Annotated in this window: 14 protein-coding genes; 4 read left to right on the top strand and 10 right to left on the bottom strand. The window is 67.7% G+C overall.

The window, feature by feature from the left end; all coding sequences use genetic code 11:
- Positions 1-2: 2 nt before the first annotated feature.
- The 4 genes from O5O43_RS03265 to gyrA form a co-directional block, all read right to left on the bottom strand.
- The gene (locus O5O43_RS03265) at positions 3-875 is read right to left on the bottom strand and encodes a peptidylprolyl isomerase (protein ID WP_271085489.1); all 873 of its coding nucleotides are present in this window, start codon (positions 873-875) and stop codon (positions 3-5) included.
- A 15-nt stretch (positions 876-890) separates the two neighbouring features.
- On the bottom strand, positions 891-1,373 hold the full coding sequence (coaD, locus tag O5O43_RS03260; RefSeq protein WP_271085488.1) for a pantetheine-phosphate adenylyltransferase: 483 nt from the start codon (positions 1,371-1,373) through the stop codon (positions 891-893).
- Between the two features lie 201 nt (positions 1,374-1,574).
- Positions 1,575-2,369 carry an aminotransferase class IV gene (locus O5O43_RS03255; protein WP_271085487.1) on the bottom strand — a complete coding sequence of 265 codons (795 nt, stop codon included), beginning with the start codon at positions 2,367-2,369 and terminating at the stop codon, positions 1,575-1,577.
- Between the two features lie 30 nt (positions 2,370-2,399).
- Positions 2,400-5,174: a DNA gyrase subunit A gene (gyrA, locus tag O5O43_RS03250; protein WP_271085486.1), complete on the bottom strand. Its 2,775-nt coding sequence runs from the start codon at positions 5,172-5,174 to the stop codon at positions 2,400-2,402.
- A gap of 120 nt (positions 5,175-5,294) precedes the next feature.
- On the opposite strand from gyrA, the gene O5O43_RS03245 reads away from it, so the two are divergent.
- Both O5O43_RS03245 and O5O43_RS03240 read left to right on the top strand, forming a co-directional pair.
- Complete coding sequence (locus O5O43_RS03245) at positions 5,295-5,876, top strand: superoxide dismutase family protein (protein ID WP_271085485.1); 582 nt, start codon at positions 5,295-5,297, stop codon at positions 5,874-5,876.
- Between the two features lie 52 nt (positions 5,877-5,928).
- The gene (locus O5O43_RS03240) at positions 5,929-6,957 is read left to right on the top strand and encodes a 2OG-Fe(II) oxygenase (protein ID WP_271085484.1); all 1,029 of its coding nucleotides are present in this window, start codon (positions 5,929-5,931) and stop codon (positions 6,955-6,957) included.
- Positions 6,958-6,993: 36 nt separating this feature from the next.
- On the opposite strand, the gene O5O43_RS03235 is transcribed toward O5O43_RS03240, so the two are convergent.
- The gene (locus tag O5O43_RS03235; protein ID WP_271086374.1) at positions 6,994-7,896 is read right to left on the bottom strand and encodes a DMT family transporter; all 903 of its coding nucleotides are present in this window, start codon (positions 7,894-7,896) and stop codon (positions 6,994-6,996) included.
- 103 nt (positions 7,897-7,999) lie between these two features.
- Between O5O43_RS03235 and O5O43_RS03230 the strand changes: the two genes are divergently transcribed.
- Together O5O43_RS03230 and O5O43_RS03225 are read left to right on the top strand one after the other, a co-directional pair.
- A complete protein-coding gene (locus tag O5O43_RS03230) occupies positions 8,000-8,287 on the top strand; it encodes a type II toxin-antitoxin system prevent-host-death family antitoxin (RefSeq protein WP_271085483.1) in 288 nt (95 codons plus the stop codon).
- 5 nt (positions 8,288-8,292) lie between these two features.
- Entirely contained in the window at positions 8,293-8,670 is a 378-nt protein-coding gene (locus O5O43_RS03225; RefSeq protein WP_271085482.1) for a PIN domain-containing protein, read from the top strand.
- A 22-nt stretch (positions 8,671-8,692) separates the two neighbouring features.
- Here the strand turns inward: O5O43_RS03225 and ssb are convergent, their stop codons facing one another.
- The 5 genes from ssb to O5O43_RS03200 form a co-directional block, all read right to left on the bottom strand.
- Positions 8,693-9,193: a single-stranded DNA-binding protein gene (gene ssb / locus O5O43_RS03220; protein ID WP_271085481.1), complete on the bottom strand. Its 501-nt coding sequence runs from the start codon at positions 9,191-9,193 to the stop codon at positions 8,693-8,695.
- Positions 9,194-9,301: 108 nt separating this feature from the next.
- The gene (locus O5O43_RS03215; protein ID WP_271085480.1) at positions 9,302-9,739 is read right to left on the bottom strand and encodes a hypothetical protein; all 438 of its coding nucleotides are present in this window, start codon (positions 9,737-9,739) and stop codon (positions 9,302-9,304) included.
- Complete coding sequence (locus O5O43_RS03210) at positions 9,739-10,431, bottom strand: hypothetical protein (protein WP_271085479.1); 693 nt, start codon at positions 10,429-10,431, stop codon at positions 9,739-9,741. The genes O5O43_RS03215 and O5O43_RS03210 overlap by 1 nt, the downstream gene beginning before the upstream one ends.
- A 91-nt stretch (positions 10,432-10,522) precedes the next feature.
- Positions 10,523-13,342, bottom strand: a complete 2,820-nt coding sequence (locus O5O43_RS03205) for a transcriptional regulator (RefSeq protein ID WP_271085478.1) — start codon at positions 13,340-13,342, stop codon at positions 10,523-10,525.
- A 262-nt stretch (positions 13,343-13,604) separates the two neighbouring features.
- Positions 13,605-14,441 (bottom strand): flagellin, encoded by an 837-nt coding sequence (locus O5O43_RS03200; protein WP_271085477.1) that lies wholly within the window; start codon positions 14,439-14,441, stop codon positions 13,605-13,607.
- Positions 14,442-14,559 lie beyond the last annotated feature (118 nt).

The raw sequence follows: 14,559 nt of genomic DNA, 5'->3' as shown, positions 1-14,559 counted from the left end.
CGTCATCCCCCCGAAACCTCCGCCACCGGCTGAACGTCGCAGACCGAGAACTGTGCGCCGCTCGCGGCGCGGACCTGTTCGACATGGGCCGCGAAGGCGGCCGAGCGGGCGTCCAGAACGCGCACCGTCGGACGCTCGCCTTCCGGCATCGCCGAGGCAGTGCGGACGTGGGTCATGGTGTCGGGATCAACGATCACGCCGCCGTCGGGACCGGCCTTCAGGGCGCTGAGGACCTCGAGCCCCGACACGATCCGGCCCCAGGGCGTGTACTGGCCGTTCAGCACCGGATTGGTGGCCATCATCAGATAGAACTGGGAGTTGGCGCTGTTGGGCGCGCCGGCGCGGGCCATGCCCGCCACGCCCGTGCAGAACAGGCCCACGGCGTCGACCTTGAAGTCCGCCGTCACCATCATCTGGGCGTCCGGCTGGGTCGCGACCGGCAGAGAGCCGACCAGACCCACGATGCCGTTGGGCGCGCCCCCCTGGACCGGAGCAAACTGGGCGTCCCGGCCGCGACGGAAGCCGAACTCGGGCGCCAGGTCGGGCAGGTCCGAACCGCCCTGCCCCGTCCCTTGCGGATCGCCCGTCTGGGCCATGAAGCCGGTGACGACGCGGTGGAACTTGAGGCCGTCGTAAAAGCCCTGGTTGGCCAGGGTGGTCAGGCGTTCGACGTGGAGCGGGGCGGCGCGGGGCTCCATCTCGACCAGGATGCGACCCTTCGAGGTGTCGATGACCAGCAGATTCTGGGGCGCGATGGTGCGCCAGTCGGACGCAGCCGGAGCCGCGGCGGCGGCCGGACTTGCAGCACTTTGGGCGGAGGCGACGGGCGCCAGAACCGACAGGGCGGCGGCGAGGACGAGAGGCGTGATCTTCAACGAGAGAGTCCGGTTCTAGCGTTTGACGCGGTTCCGCACGGCGGCGGCGACGGCGGGGCTGACGAAGCTGTCGATGTTTCCGTCCAGCCGGGCGATTTCCTTGACCAGTCGCGAGGCGATCGCCTGGTGGCGCGGATCAGCCATCAGGAACACGGTCTCGATGTCGTCATTGAGGCGCTGGTTCATCGCCGTCATCTGGAACTCGTATTCGAAGTCGGCCACAGCGCGCAGGCCGCGCACGATGACGTTCGCCTCCAAGCTCTCGGCGAAATGCATGAGGAGGGTCGAGAAGGGGTGGACCTCGATGTCGGCGTTCAGGCGGGCGACCTCGGCCTTGACCATCTCGACGCGCTCGGCGGTCGAGAAGAGCGGACCCTTGTCGTCGTTCTGGGCCACGCCGATGACCAGCCGGTCGACCAGCTTCACGGCCCGGCCGATGATGTCCATGTGGCCATTGGTGACGGGGTCGAAAGTCCCCGGGTAGAGCCCGATGCGCAAAGCGATTTCTCCCCGCCTGTGCGGTGTGATTAGCAGCGGTCGTTCGCGATGTCTTCTCCCTCCCACTTGGGCGAGGGTCGTCGCGAAGCGACGGGGTGGGGCGGACGGGCGACCAAGCGACGACCTGTCTGTGCGGTCCTGCCTTGCCGGCCCACGCGGTCTCCGCTTCGCTCCGACCACCTTCGCCTAGGGCGAGGGAGATCAGATGATTTGGACCGGGTTCGACGCCCAGGCGGCGGCGATGCGGTCGATGTGCTCGGGCGAGGTCGCGAAAACACGATCCCCGATGGCGGTGATCGGACAGGCAGGCGTGGCGCTGTTGCAGAGGAAGGCGGCGTCGAAGGCGGCGAGGTCGGCGAAGTGAATGCGGACGCTGCGCTGTTTCAGGCCGGTATCGGAGAGACCGCTGGAGATCAGGGCCTGGGCCACGCCTTGGAGCATCGGCGCCTCCGGCCAGACGACCGTGTCGCCGGAGGCGAAGCCGAGGTTCCAGAGGCTGCCCTCCGAGATCAGGCCGTCGGCGTCGGCGAAGAGGGCGTCGTCGAAGCCCGCGTCCTGGGCCAGACGGCGGGCTCTGATGAGGGGAAAGGTCGCCGTGTGCTTGATATGGGCGGCGTCGCGGACATAGGTCTGGAGCTGGACGCGGAGGCGGGTCGCCAAAGGCGGCGGCGGGGGCGAGACGGCGGTCATCACCTTCGGCTGGACGCGGGCGGACGGAAGGCGGGCCCAGATTTCGGGCGAGAACAGGCTGATGCGGAGCCAGGCGTCGCGACGGTCGCCAAGGGCAGTGCGCACGAGGCCGCGGAGGTCGGACTCGTCAGGGGCGTGGCCGAACAGTTCGACGGCGTTGGCGGTCAGGCGGGCCAGATGCAGGTCGAGGCCGCGAGCGCCGCCCTCCTCCACGCGGAAGGAGGTGTAGGCGCCGTAGTTGACCAAGGCCAGATAGCGAAGGTCGTCGTCGGTCGGCGGAAGGCCGTCGATGAGGAGGTCGGTCATCCTTCCCTCTCCCTGTGGGTGTAGGAAGGATCAGTCCTCGCCACCCTCGTCGCCGTTCGTGTTCTCGACCTCAGCGGCGTCATCACCGCCGCTGTCAGCCAGACGTTCCACCGACACGACCTTCTCGCCGGCGGCCGTTTTGAAGATGGTCACGCCCTGCGAGGAGCGGCCGACGATCCGGACCTGGCCCACGCGGGTGCGGATCATCTGGCCGCTGGAGGTAACGAGCAGCAGGTCGTCGGTTTCTTCCACCGGGAAGGCGGCGGCGAGGCGCGTGCCGGCGCGACCGCCGAGGCCATGAGCCGTCAGACCCTGACCGCCACGACCCGTGCGGCGATATTCGTAGGCGGAGGACCGCTTGCCGAAACCCGTCTCGGTGACGGTGAGGATGAACTGCTCCGACGCGCCCAGTTCGGCGATGCGTTCGATCGACAGGGCGGCGTCGCCCGAGCCTTCGCCCTCATCGTCCGTCTCGACCACGGCGGTGTCGTCTTCGCCTTCCGTGGCGCGACGCATGGCGTTGGCATGCTTGACGTAGGCGGCGCGTTCTTCCGGCGTTGCGTCGACGCGGCTCAGCACGGCCATGGAGATGACCTCGTCGCCGTCCTGAAGACGGACGCCGCGCACGCCAGTGGAGTCCCGCCCCTTGAAGACGCGGACGTCGTCGGCCTTGAAGCGGATGGCGCGGCCGAGCGCCGTGGTCAGAAGAACGTCATCCTCGCCGGTGCAGAGCGCCACGCCGACCATGTGGTCGCCGTCTTCCAGCTTCATCGCCATCTTGCCGGCGCGGTTGACCGTGGCGAAGTCGCTGAGCTTGTTGCGGCGCACGTCGCCCGAGCGGGTGGCGAACATGATGTCGTAGTCGCCCCAGGTCGTCTCGTCCTCGGGCAGGGGCAGGACGTTCATGATCGAGTCGCCCGGCTCGATCGGCAGCAGGTTGACGAAGGCCTTGCCGCGCGACGTCGGGGCGCCCAGCGGCAGGCGCCAGACCTTGAGCTTGTAGGCCTTGCCGTTGGTGGCGAAGAACAGCACCGGCGTGTGGGTCGAGGCGGAGAAGACGCCGACGACGGCGTCCTCGTCCTTCATCGTCATGCCCGACTTGCCCTTGCCGCCGCGATGCTGGGTCCGATAGGCGTTCAGCGCCACGCGCTTGACGTAGCCGCCGTGGGTCACGGTGACGACCATGTCCTCGCGCGGGATCAGGTCCTCGTCTTCCAGCTCGTAGTCGCCCTCGCCGATCTGGGTGCGGCGGGGGACGGCGAACTCTTCGCGGACCTTCAGCAGGTCCTCGCGGATGATGGCCAGGATGTTGGCTCGGTCCGACAGGATGGTCAGATGGCCCTGGATGGTGTCGGCCAATCCCCTCGCCTCGCCGAAGATGTCGTCACGGCCGAGGCCGGTCAGCCGGCTGAGCGTCAGGCCCAGGATGGCGCGGGCCTGTTCGTCGGTCAGCTTGATCTTGTCGCCCTCGACCAGGACGGTGCGTGGGTCGGCGATCAGCTCGACCAGGGCCATCATGTCGCCGACGGGCCAGGCCTTGGCCTGCAGGCGCTCGCGAGCCTCGGCCGGATCGGCCGAGGAGCGGATGATGTGGATGACCTCGTCGATGTTGGCGACGGCGACGGCCAGACCGACCAGGACGTGGCCGCGGTCGCGGGCCTTGGCCAGTTCGAACTTGACGCGGCGGACCACGACCTCTTCGCGGAAGTCGAGGAAGACCTCGAGCAGTTTCCTGAGGCCCATCTGCTCCGGGCGGCCGTGGTTCAGGGCCAGCATGTTGACGCCGAACGACGACTGCATGGCGGTGTAGCGCCACAGCTGGTTCAGGATGACGTCGCCGGACGCGTCGCGCTTCAGCTCGATGACGATCCGCATGCCCGAACGGTCGGATTCGTCGCGGACGTCGGAGATGCCTTCGAGGCGTTTCTCGCGGACCATCTCGGCGATGCGTTCGATCAGGGTCTGTTTGTTGACCTGGAACGGCAGCTCGGTGACCACGATGGCTTCGCGGTCCTTGCGGATGGTCTCGACCGAGGCGATGCCGCGCACCACGACGGAGCCGCGCCCTTCGCGCAGGGCGTTGCGGGGCGCGGTGCGACCCAGGATCTCGCCGCCCGTAGGGAAGTCCGGTCCCGGCACGATGTCCAGGATGGCGTCATCGGAGATGTTCGGATCGTCCAGCAGGGCCACGGCCGCGTCGACGACCTCGCCGAGGTTATGCGGCGGGATGTTGGTCGCCATGCCGACGGCGATGCCGCCCGCGCCGTTGACCAGCAGGTTCGGGATGCGAGACGGCAGGACGACCGGCTCCAGCTCCTTCTCGTCGTAGTTCGGCTGGAAATCGACCGTGTCCTTGTCGATGTCGGCGAGCAGAGCCACGGCCGCCGGCGCCATGCGCGCCTCCGTGTATCGCATCGAGGCCGGCATATCGCCGTCGACCGAGCCGAAATTGCCCTGACCGTCGACCAGCATCAGACCCATAGAGAAGGGCTGGGCCATACGGACCAGGGCCATATAGACCGAGGCGTCGCCGTGCGGGTGGAAGCGGCCCAGAACGTCGCCGACGACGCGGGCGCACTTCGAATACGACCGCTCGGGCGTCATGTTCAGGTCGTGCATCGAATAGAGGATGCGGCGATGAACGGGCTTCAGGCCGTCACGGGCGTCTGGCAGCGCACGGCTGACGATCACGCTCATGGCGTAATCGAGGTAGGAGCGCTTCAGCTCGTCCTCGATCGTGATGGTCGAAATGTCCGAGCCGCCGACCGGAGGGGGTGCGGCGTTGTCGTAGCTGTCGTCGGTCAAGGAATCTGGGCTTTAGATGGCCGGAATCGGAACGTGATCCGCTGTCCGGTTTTCTAGCATCCGAGGCGTCGGGAGGCAAAGTTAACGCTGGCCGCGACGCGATCCGTGAAAGGACTGAATATGCGTTCCTCGCCCCTCGCCTTCGCCTTGATCGCCGGTTCATTGCTGAGCGCCGGTTGCGCCATTGCCCAGACGGCCGCGCCGGCGGCCCCGCCCGCCCCCGCACCGCCGCCTCCGATCGTCGCCGTAGCCACCCTGTGGTCGCCGGAGCGCGTGAACCTGGGCGTCGTCGCGGCCTATGAGGGGCCGTCCGGCTATCTGTTCTCCGTCGAGGGCGAGGACTGGCCCGAGGGCTGGCACGGCGTCCATCTGCACGCCGTGGGGACCTGCGAGGGCCCGGGCTTCACCTCGGCCGGTGCTCACGAGAACCACGCCGATCCGAACAAGCTGAAGCATGGCCTGCTGAACGCTGAAGGCGGTCCTGACCTGGGCGACCTGCAGAATGTCCACGCCGACGCCGACGGCAAGGTGCGGGCCGAGGTCTATGCGCCGACGAGAGAGCTGACCCTGCTGGGCGGAGACGGGACCTCCTTCCTGGTCCATGCCAACCGCGACGACCATGTCTCGCAGCCGATCGGCGGGGCCGGTGACCGCATCGCCTGCGGCGTGTTCGAGGCGCCGGCCACGGTTACCGGCCAGTAGAACCGCGCCGAAGCCCTTGATCGAGGGGAGCGCCGTCGTCCATCGTGCGGCGATGGCGCTTCTTCCCGGCGATCCGGTTCCGAAATTCACCCTGCCCGGGGTCAGCACGCCGCGCTTCACCTTCGACAGCGCCGCAGGGCGGTACCTGTTGGTCGCCTTCGTCCGGTCCGAGAGCACGGCGGCGGCGGCGGCGGTAGTGAGGGCGCGTGGAGGCGCGTTCGACGACGTACAGGGCAGCGCCTTCATCGTGGTGATCGGGGACGATCCGGAGCGGGAGGCGCGGCGCGACCGCATCCCCGGCCTGAGGCACCTTTTCGATGCCGACGGGGCGGTCGCCGCTCTCTATGGCTCGGGAGCGGAGGACCGTTGGTTCCTGATCGACCCGGCGCTGCATCTGATGGCGATCGCACGCGCGGACCAGGCCGGATGGATCGCGGATCAGGTCGCGGGCCTGCCGCCCCCGCGCTCGCACGGCGGGTTCGAAGCCCACGCGCCGGTGTTGATGACGCCGCGCATCTTCGAGCCCGAGTTCTGTCAGATGCTGATCGAGGCCTATCGCCAGAAAGGCGGCGAGCCGTCGGGGGTGATGCGTCAGGTCGGCGATCAGACCCGGCTGGTGATGAGCCCGGACTTCAAGCGGCGCAGCGATGTCATCCTCGAGGACGCGGGCCTGAAGCAGGCGGTGGTGGCGCGGCTGGCGCGAAGACTGGCGCCGCAGATCGAGAAGGCCTTCGCGTTCGCCCCGACGCGGATCGAACGCTATCTGGTCGCGCGCTACGACGCCGAGACCGGCGGCTTCTTTCGACCGCACCGGGACAACACCACGGCCGCCACGAAGCACCGGCGGTTCGCGGTCTCGATCAATCTGAACGACGACTACGAGGGCGGCGACCTGAGATTTCCCGAGTTCGGGCCGAGGACCTATCGCCCGCCGCCGGGCGGGGCCTGCGTCTTCTCCTGTTCGGTGCTGCACGAGGCGACGGCGGTGACGCGCGGCGAACGCTTCGCCTTCCTGCCCTTCATGCACGACGAGGCGGCGGAGGTGGTCCGGCGCCAGAACGAGGGCGCGCTGGCTTCCTAGTCGCCAATCGCGCGGGGTCGCGCGACTTGAAGCGGGTCAGGCCTTGGCCGCCCCTGCCCTGAGACCGCGCTCGGCCAGGGCCACGACGGCGACGCCGCCCATGGTCAGGGCCGCGCCGGTCAGGATCTGGACGGTCAGGACATCGCCCATGAAGCCCCAGCCGATGGCCATGGAGACGACCGGCGTCACGAGGAAATAGGGCGTCACCCGTCCGGCCTCGCGCTTCTGCACCAGCCAGAAGACCATGGAGGTGGCGAAGACCGAGGACACCACACCGGCCCAGAGAAGGCAGACCCAGATCAGGGGGGTGGCGGATCGCACGGCCTCGACCTGGCCGGTCTCGAACATGGCCGAGGCGAAGGCCAGGGTCGGCAGGGCGACGAAGGCGAGAAGGCCCTGCATCTTCAGCGGCGGAATGGAGGTGGTGCGGCGTGCGATCACGGTGGTGATGGCCCAGAAGGCCGAGGCCGCGGCGACCAGAAGGATGGCCGGCCAGTCATGAAAGGCATGCGGGTCCGCCGACATCCAGACGACTCCCAGAAAGGCGACGGCCAGCCCGATCATCGCGTGGATCGACAGCCGTTCGCCGAGCAGGAGGAAGGCGAACAGGGCTGTGAACGGGATCCACAACTGGGAGGCGACGGCGGCCGGACTGACGTCCTGGGCCAGCGAGAAACCCAGGTACAGAAGTCCGTAGTGAATGGGCCCGCCCAGGGTCACGATCAGCAACAGGCTCTTCCAGTTCGGAAAGGGCGGCCGCACGAAGGGGATCAGACAGACCGCGGCGATGGCGAAGCGCAGGGTCCCGACCAGCAGAGGCGGCATGACCTCGGTCGCCACCTTGGCCGCCGCGTTGTTGGCGCCCCAGATGATGACGATCGCAGCGATCGCGCCGATCTCCATTAGGCTCAGCGGGCTGTGGGGCTTGTCGGAGGTCATGGGCACGCGGGGTCTATCGCACGGTTGGGCGACGGGCGCGCGTCACAGTCGGTGACGGGGCGTTTCCGTTGACATGTACATATCGGAGGCAGAATATGTACGCATGATCGAAGTCACCGCCACGGACCTCAGGAAAGACCTGTTCAACATCCTGGATCGGGTGGAGAGGACCGGCGAGTCCTTGCGCGTGTCTCGACGGGGTCGGAGCATCACGCTCAAACCCGCCACTGCTGGAAAGTCGGCGGCGGACATGACTCCCCAAGAGCGGTTCGATCGTTGGATGGCCAAGGGGCCACGTCAAGGCGCGGAAAACTCCAACTACGATCCCTCAGACACCAGCCACTGGGAGTGGGATCCCGAGAAGAAGTTCAAGGACCTTCTCAAGCCTTGATCCACTTGGACACCCAGATCGTGGTCTGGATCTTCAACGGCTCGGGTCATCGCCTGTCGAAGCGCGCCGCCGCCGCCATCAGTCGCAGTCCATCACTCTGCATCAGCCCGCTGGTCGCAATGGAAATCGACATGCTAATTGAGCGAGGGCGCGTAGATGCACCCGATCTGGATGCTGTGATAAGCGAGATCGCCGAGAGTTTCGGCCCTGTCATCCAGTCACAAGCCAGCCTGTCCGACATTGTCGCAAAGTCGCTGACCATCGGATGGACGCGTGACCCGTTCGACCGACTGATCGTCGCAAACGCTATGGCCGACCGGACAAAGCTGGTGACTAGCGACGAAAAGATCCGCGCCCACTTCAAGGACGCCGTCTGGGACTGACGGCGTCCTTGCAGGCGTTTCGTCAGAACGGAATGTCGTCGTTCAGGTCGTAGGATTCCTTGGGACCCGAGGGCTTGTTGGCCCCGCCGGTGGAGAAGCCCGACGAGTAGTCGTCGTCGTTCGAGCGACCACCCGAACCGCCGTAGCCGCCGCCCTGGCCCGCGCCGTCGCCGCGCCCGCCCAGAAGGGTCAGTTCGCCTTTGAAGCGGCCGACCACGATCTCGGTCGAGTATTTCTCGACGCCCTGCTGGTCGGTCCATTTGCGCGTCTGGAGCGCGCCTTCGATGTAGACAGTGGTGCCTTTTTTTACATAATTTTCAACGACCTTTACGATGTTGTCGTTGAAGATGACGACCCGGTGCCACTCGGTCTTTTCCTTGCGCTCGCCCGAGGCCTTGTCGCGCCATTGCTCCGAGGTGGCGATCGACAGATTGGCGATGCGGTCGCCGTTCGGCATGGAACGGATCTCCGGATCGCGACCCAGATTACCGATGAGGATGACCTTGTTGACGCTGCCCGCCATGATGAAATTCTCTCTCTGAATAGCGCCCGGCCGCTTTGCGAGCGGGGCCTGAAATCCCGGCCCGCGGGCGAGGCCCGCGAAACCGTTAACACATGTTCCGACTTTGTTCTACTGTCCCGGGAAGGTCGGCGCCGGCCGTTCCTCGATGACAGTGCCCAGTTTGGTGCCCGCCTCGCGCTCGATGGCGCCCGGCACCGCCAGACGACCGTCCCCGGTCCGCGCCAGGGCGAAGAACCGCGCGCCGGTCAAGGTGCGCGCGAACGACACCCCCCGACGATCGACGAAGATGAACTGGCCCTGGTAGGCGCCGGTGACTTCCTGGCGCGTCGAGCCGAGGCCGCGGAAGCGCAGGCGCATCTCCTCGAGGCGCGCGGCGCACATCTCGATCTGGGCCTGGTCACGGGCGACGACGTTGAAGGTCGGCTCGCCTTCCGGCGTCTCGACGGCGTAGCAGACGCCGGTGTCGGTGGGCGCCTTCACCGAGCCGTTGCAACCGGCCAGGACCGGGAGGGCCAGGGCGGCGGCGATCATAAGCGGACGGATCATCAGTTCAGGCTCGGGAACTGGCAGCTGCGATCCTGGTCGGCCAGGATGCGGAAGCTGGTGTTGTCGTTGGACTGTTCGACGCGACGGGGCACCAGACGCAAGGTCAGATTGCCATGTCGGCCGTACTGGGCGTCGCCAGGACGCACGCAGACGCCCGAGTAGAGGGCGTTGACGCATTGGCTCAGGCTCATTCGGCCCAGTTCGCGCCAGTCCGAACCCGTGTAGCGCAGGCAGGGCGCGCCGGACGCCCGCTCGACGCGCGGCTCAGGCTGGGTTTGGGGCTTTTCGGGCAAGGGGGCGTTGTCGAAGTCGCCATCCGCCGTCTCGATGGCCGTCGGAACGGTCGGCGGCGGGGCGAAGGAGGCGGTCGGCGCGGCGGCGAGATTGCCGCTCTCGTCCAGACCGACATCCAGGGCGTCGGTGGCCAGGCCGTTACGCTGGGCGCAGTCGGCCAGGGTCGCCATGCCGATGAACTGGCCGTCGACGAAGCAGCGCAGTTCGCGCGTCGGCTCCAGCGACGGCGCATCGGCCAGATCGACCTGGAGCGCGCCGGGGCCTTCGTCGGTTTCGGGGGTCTTGGGCGCGGCGGGCTCGCGGCCGCCGCTGAACATCAGGGCCAGCACCACGGCCGCCAGCACGGCGAGGCCGACGCCGATGGCTATGATGACGCGATTGTCGTTGGGCAGTTGCATGAAGCGGAGCTCGCGCGGCGTCGGGCCTTGATGGGCTCAATAACCCCGCACGGCCCCAAGGCGTCAACCGCCAAGCGAAATCGGCGCCCGGTTATCCGGTCAGCCGCGCCAGGGCCGCCTGGTAGTTGGCGAGCTGATTGGTCAGATAGGCCGGGACCGGACCAGAGGCGGACGACGACTTGTCCTCGGGCGCAAGGCCGCGATAGGCGTCACGGATCACCTTCAGGGCGTTCTGGATCTTCTCGCCGGCGGCCGTGATCGCGGCCGCGCCGTTGAGCGTCAGATTGCTGGGCAGGCCCAGTCCGAACGTCTTCACGCTGGTGTCCGAGGCCGCCATGCCGACGTAGCCCGCCGACATGCCGAGACCGAGGAGCGCGTCCCTGCCCGTCTCGCCCGAGGTGATGACGGCGCCTGTCTTGCCGTCCTTGGCCATGATCGACAGCTTCTGGAAGCCGCCGGTCGTGGTGGTGGTCTCGCCGTCCTTGCCAGTGACCGCGCCGCCTTCCGAGGAGACAGTGACCTTCAGCCGGCCGCCCGAGGCGACGCTGATCTTTCGCGCCAGGGTCGCCAGGGTGTCCTTGGCCTCGATGGTCACGGCCTGAGCCCGGCCGCCGGCGGCGGACTGCACATAGAACCGATCGCCAGCGCGCAGCGAGGTGGCGTCGACCAGCCGCTTGGAGTCGCTCTGGTCGATCTCGCCCTGGGGCAGGCCCAGCCGGTCGAGCACGCTGGCGCCGCCCGAGGCGACCGCCAGGGTTATGGGCTTGGCCTGATCGCCGTCGCCGGACCAGGTGCGGGTGTATTCGACCGCGCCCGTCAGGGGATCGAGCCGGGTCAGATAGGCCTTGGTCGGATCGGTGGCGAGCGCGCCCGGATCGCGGTTGGCGATGCCGGTGATCCAGACCTTGCCGTCGTGGACCTTCACGTCGGCGGCCGTGTCGTCGCCCGCGTCGCCGTACCAGCTGAGACGGTCGGTCCCGGCGGCGGTCAGGTCGGTGGAGAGCGCCGCGACGAACACGTCCGTGCCGCCGGAGTGGGCCGTAGTCGTGGCGCCGGCGCTGAGGCCGCTGTCGCGGCTGGTCCCGGTCAGGATGACCTTGCCGTTGGAGATCGACAGGCCGGCGATGTCGCCCGAGATCACGCCCAGGTCGCGGGTCGCGGCCAAGGTCGGGACGCCCGCCGCGTCCAGGGTGAAGCGACGCACGACGGCGCGGCCGTCTTCGACGCCCGCCGTGTAGAGGTTGGAACCGTCGATGGCGATGGCGTCGACGGTGTCGTCGGCGCCCGTGCCGAACTGGGTCTGGCCCACGGCCTTGGCCTGTATGCCGGCGGTCGGATAGGGCTCGCCCGCCTTGAAGGCCTGAACATAGCCGTCCCAGCCGCCGATGGAGACCGCGCCTGTCATTGCCGACTTGGACCGGCCGCCGACGTAGACGAGGCCGTCTTCGCCGAAGGTCACGCTGGTCGCCTCGTCGGCCGCGCGGGCGCCGCGACGCTGGGTCCAGAGCTCTTCGGCGTCCTTGTTGAAGACGGTCACGAAGCTGTCGGCGACGTCGGCGACCTCTCCGGTCTTGCCCGCGTCCGTGGTCGAGGTGTTCAGCGCGCCGGTGACGGAGCCCGCGACGGCGACGTCGCCGTTGTCGTCGATGGCGATCGCGTAACCGCTGGCGGTCGAGGCCGCGCCCAAGGTGCGGGTCGCAACCAGGCGGCCGGCGGAATCGTACTTCATCAGGGCGACGTCCTGGAGGCCCTTGATCGGCTGGTGGTCGCCGCCGGTGGTGACGTCGCCGACGATCCACAGGGAGCCGTCCGGTCCGACCGCGCTGGCGCGGACGGCCGAGACGCCTTCGGGCATCTTTTCTTGCGACAGGCGGCCCTCGACCCACTGGGTCTCGCCGACGTTGCCGCCCGTGGGCTCGGCGGCCGCGCCGCCGTCGCTCTGGAACTTCAGGATCTGGTTGGTGGTGGTGGCGGCGACCGTGGTCCTGGTCGTGGTCACGCCGTTGACGGTCGTCGTCACGGTCGTGGCCGGAGCGCCCGCCGACTGGACGACATAGACGGCGTCGGAGGTGTCGGGCGCGGTGAAGCCGACGGTCTCGGTCGAGACGCCACGGATGGCCAAGGCCCATTTGTCGGGGCCGGCTGGGAGGGTGACGGGTTTGCCCGCGACCTGAACCGTCTGGGGCGTGGACCTGATTTGGTCGCGGCCGATGCGTGTCTGGAAGCCCGCGGCCTCCAGCTTGCCGTTGATGAAGCCGGTCACGTTGTCCATCGTCCGGGGCGTCGAGCCCATCTCGGCGAGGTCGATCGGCACGGCGGTGGTCTGGGTCGACAGACCGACCGGGACGTTGATGGTGATGTTGAACCTCGTGTCGCCCTGGAAGGCGGCGACGGGGGTGTCCAGCGAGCCTTCGTGGACGGCGCCGGTGACGGAGTTGGAGCTGTCGCGCGGCACGGCGGCCGTGGTCTTGGAGGTGACCGACGACGTACCCTGAACCAGGCGCAAGGCGTCGAAATCAGCCGTGCCGAGATAGGCGGCGATCTCGGCCAGGCCCGAGGCGAAGCGTTTCTGCGTCAGGGCGAGGTCGGTGGAGGTCAAGCCCTTCACCGAAGCGCGGTTGGCCAGGGCGTTGAGCGTCTCGAGGCCCTGGTAGAGCGCGAACAGTTTCCTGTAGTCGGCCGACGCGCCCTTCACGTCCAGCTGGGCAGCGTCTTCATTGACGAACGGCCGGCCTCCAAGCGCGGCGCGCACGAGGGCGTCGGGCTTGGGCGCCGTGGCCTGGGCGGCGGAGGTCCAGGGCGCGGTCGGCTGGGCCTTCTTGGCCAGCGCCGTCGTCAGGGCGGACGACGACGAGGCGTCGTATGACCCGCCGTACAGACCCAGAAGATAGCTGTTGTTGATCGCGGCCACGCACAATCCTCCGGGCGGGACAGTAGGCCGGCGGGCTCAATGCGAGATTAACGCCTCAAGAGATTAACGTCCGGGCAGGGAACGATGGAATGCGAATCGTGTTGTGCTCTCGTCCAGACAGGAGCGAGGCCATGATCTTCCCGAAGTCGCTTATTCAGTCCCTGCTGGCCCTGTACGGGTTCGGAGACCGCTCACACCTTCAGCGCCGCCGCCCTGCCCCCGTCGTGATCGGCCACCACACCAGCGCCGGCCGCTCTTAAGGCTAGCCCTGGAAGAGGCTGAGGATGATCTGCGGCGCCTGGTTGGCGATCGACAGAGCCTGAGCGCCCAGCTGCTGCTGCACCTGCAAGGCCTGCAGGCGCGCGCTTTCCTTGGCCAGGTCGGCGTCGACCAGATTGCCGATGCCCGACTCGATCGTGTCGGTGAGTTTGGACACGAAGGTGTTGTGGGCCGAGATCTGCTTGGCCTGGGCCCCGATGTCGCCCAGCGACTTGTTCAGGTTGGTGATCGAGGCGTCGAGCCGCGTCAGGGCTTGGGTCGAACCCGTCACCGTCAGCAGGCTGTCGGTCAGGCTGAGCGAAATGATCGAACCCGAGAGCGAAAGATTTTTGCTCGACAGGGTCACGAACTGGGTCGCGCCGGCATTGGCCAGGAACTTCAGGCCGTTGGTCAGGGAGCCGTTCAGGATGTTGCCGCCGTCGAAGGAGGCGTTGTCGACGGCCGACTTGATGGCGCGCAGCAGGGCCTTGAAGTCGGCGTCCAGAAGCTGACGCGACTGGGTCTTCAGGGAGACGTCCTTGGCCGCGACGACCTTTTCCTTGAGCTGGTTCAGGAGGTCGGAGATCGATTCGCCGGCGGCCATGGCCACGTCGGCGATGGAGGTGGCGCGGTCGAGGCTCTGTTTGACGGCCGACAAGGCCCCGAGATCGGCGCGCTGGCCCTGGGCGATAGCCCAGATGGCGGCGTTGTCCTTGGCCCCCTGGACCTTCAGGCCCGTGGAGACGCGGTTCTGGACCCCGGTCAGATTGTCGTTGGTGCGGGACAGGTTCTGCAGCGCGACTGCGGCGGCGGCATTGGTGTGAACGCTGTTCGTCGTCATAGGTCTTCTAGCCCCGGGATGTTCGCCGAGAGGCTAGGGCTGTAACGGTTCCCGTATGGTTAACGGCGATAAACCACGACGATTAACCGCGTCGGGCCAGCCCGAGCGGTTCCAGGGT

Source organism: Brevundimonas sp. NIBR11 (assembly GCF_027912535.1).
In the GTDB taxonomy this organism is placed as follows: Bacteria; Pseudomonadota; Alphaproteobacteria; order Caulobacterales; family Caulobacteraceae; genus Brevundimonas.
Note: the sequence above shows the minus strand (reverse complement) of the source record. Positions and strands in the feature narration are given on the sequence as shown.

Coding starts and splice junctions, on each gene's coding strand:
- O5O43_RS03255 (WP_271085487.1), bottom strand. CDS start 2,369: ATGACCGACCTCCTCATCGACGGCCTTCCGCCGACCGACGACGACCTT.
- O5O43_RS03245 (WP_271085485.1), top strand. CDS start 5,295: ATGCGTTCCTCGCCCCTCGCCTTCGCCTTGATCGCCGGTTCATTGCTG.
- O5O43_RS03240 (WP_271085484.1), top strand. CDS start 5,929: ATGGCGCTTCTTCCCGGCGATCCGGTTCCGAAATTCACCCTGCCCGGG.
- O5O43_RS03235 (WP_271086374.1), bottom strand. CDS start 7,896: ATGACCTCCGACAAGCCCCACAGCCCGCTGAGCCTAATGGAGATCGGC.
- O5O43_RS03230 (WP_271085483.1), top strand. CDS start 8,000: ATGATCGAAGTCACCGCCACGGACCTCAGGAAAGACCTGTTCAACATC.
- ssb (WP_271085481.1), bottom strand. CDS start 9,193: ATGGCGGGCAGCGTCAACAAGGTCATCCTCATCGGTAATCTGGGTCGC.
- O5O43_RS03215 (WP_271085480.1), bottom strand. CDS start 9,739: ATGATCCGTCCGCTTATGATCGCCGCCGCCCTGGCCCTCCCGGTCCTG.
- O5O43_RS03210 (WP_271085479.1), bottom strand. CDS start 10,431: ATGCAACTGCCCAACGACAATCGCGTCATCATAGCCATCGGCGTCGGC.
- O5O43_RS03200 (WP_271085477.1), bottom strand. CDS start 14,441: ATGACGACGAACAGCGTTCACACCAATGCCGCCGCCGCAGTCGCGCTG.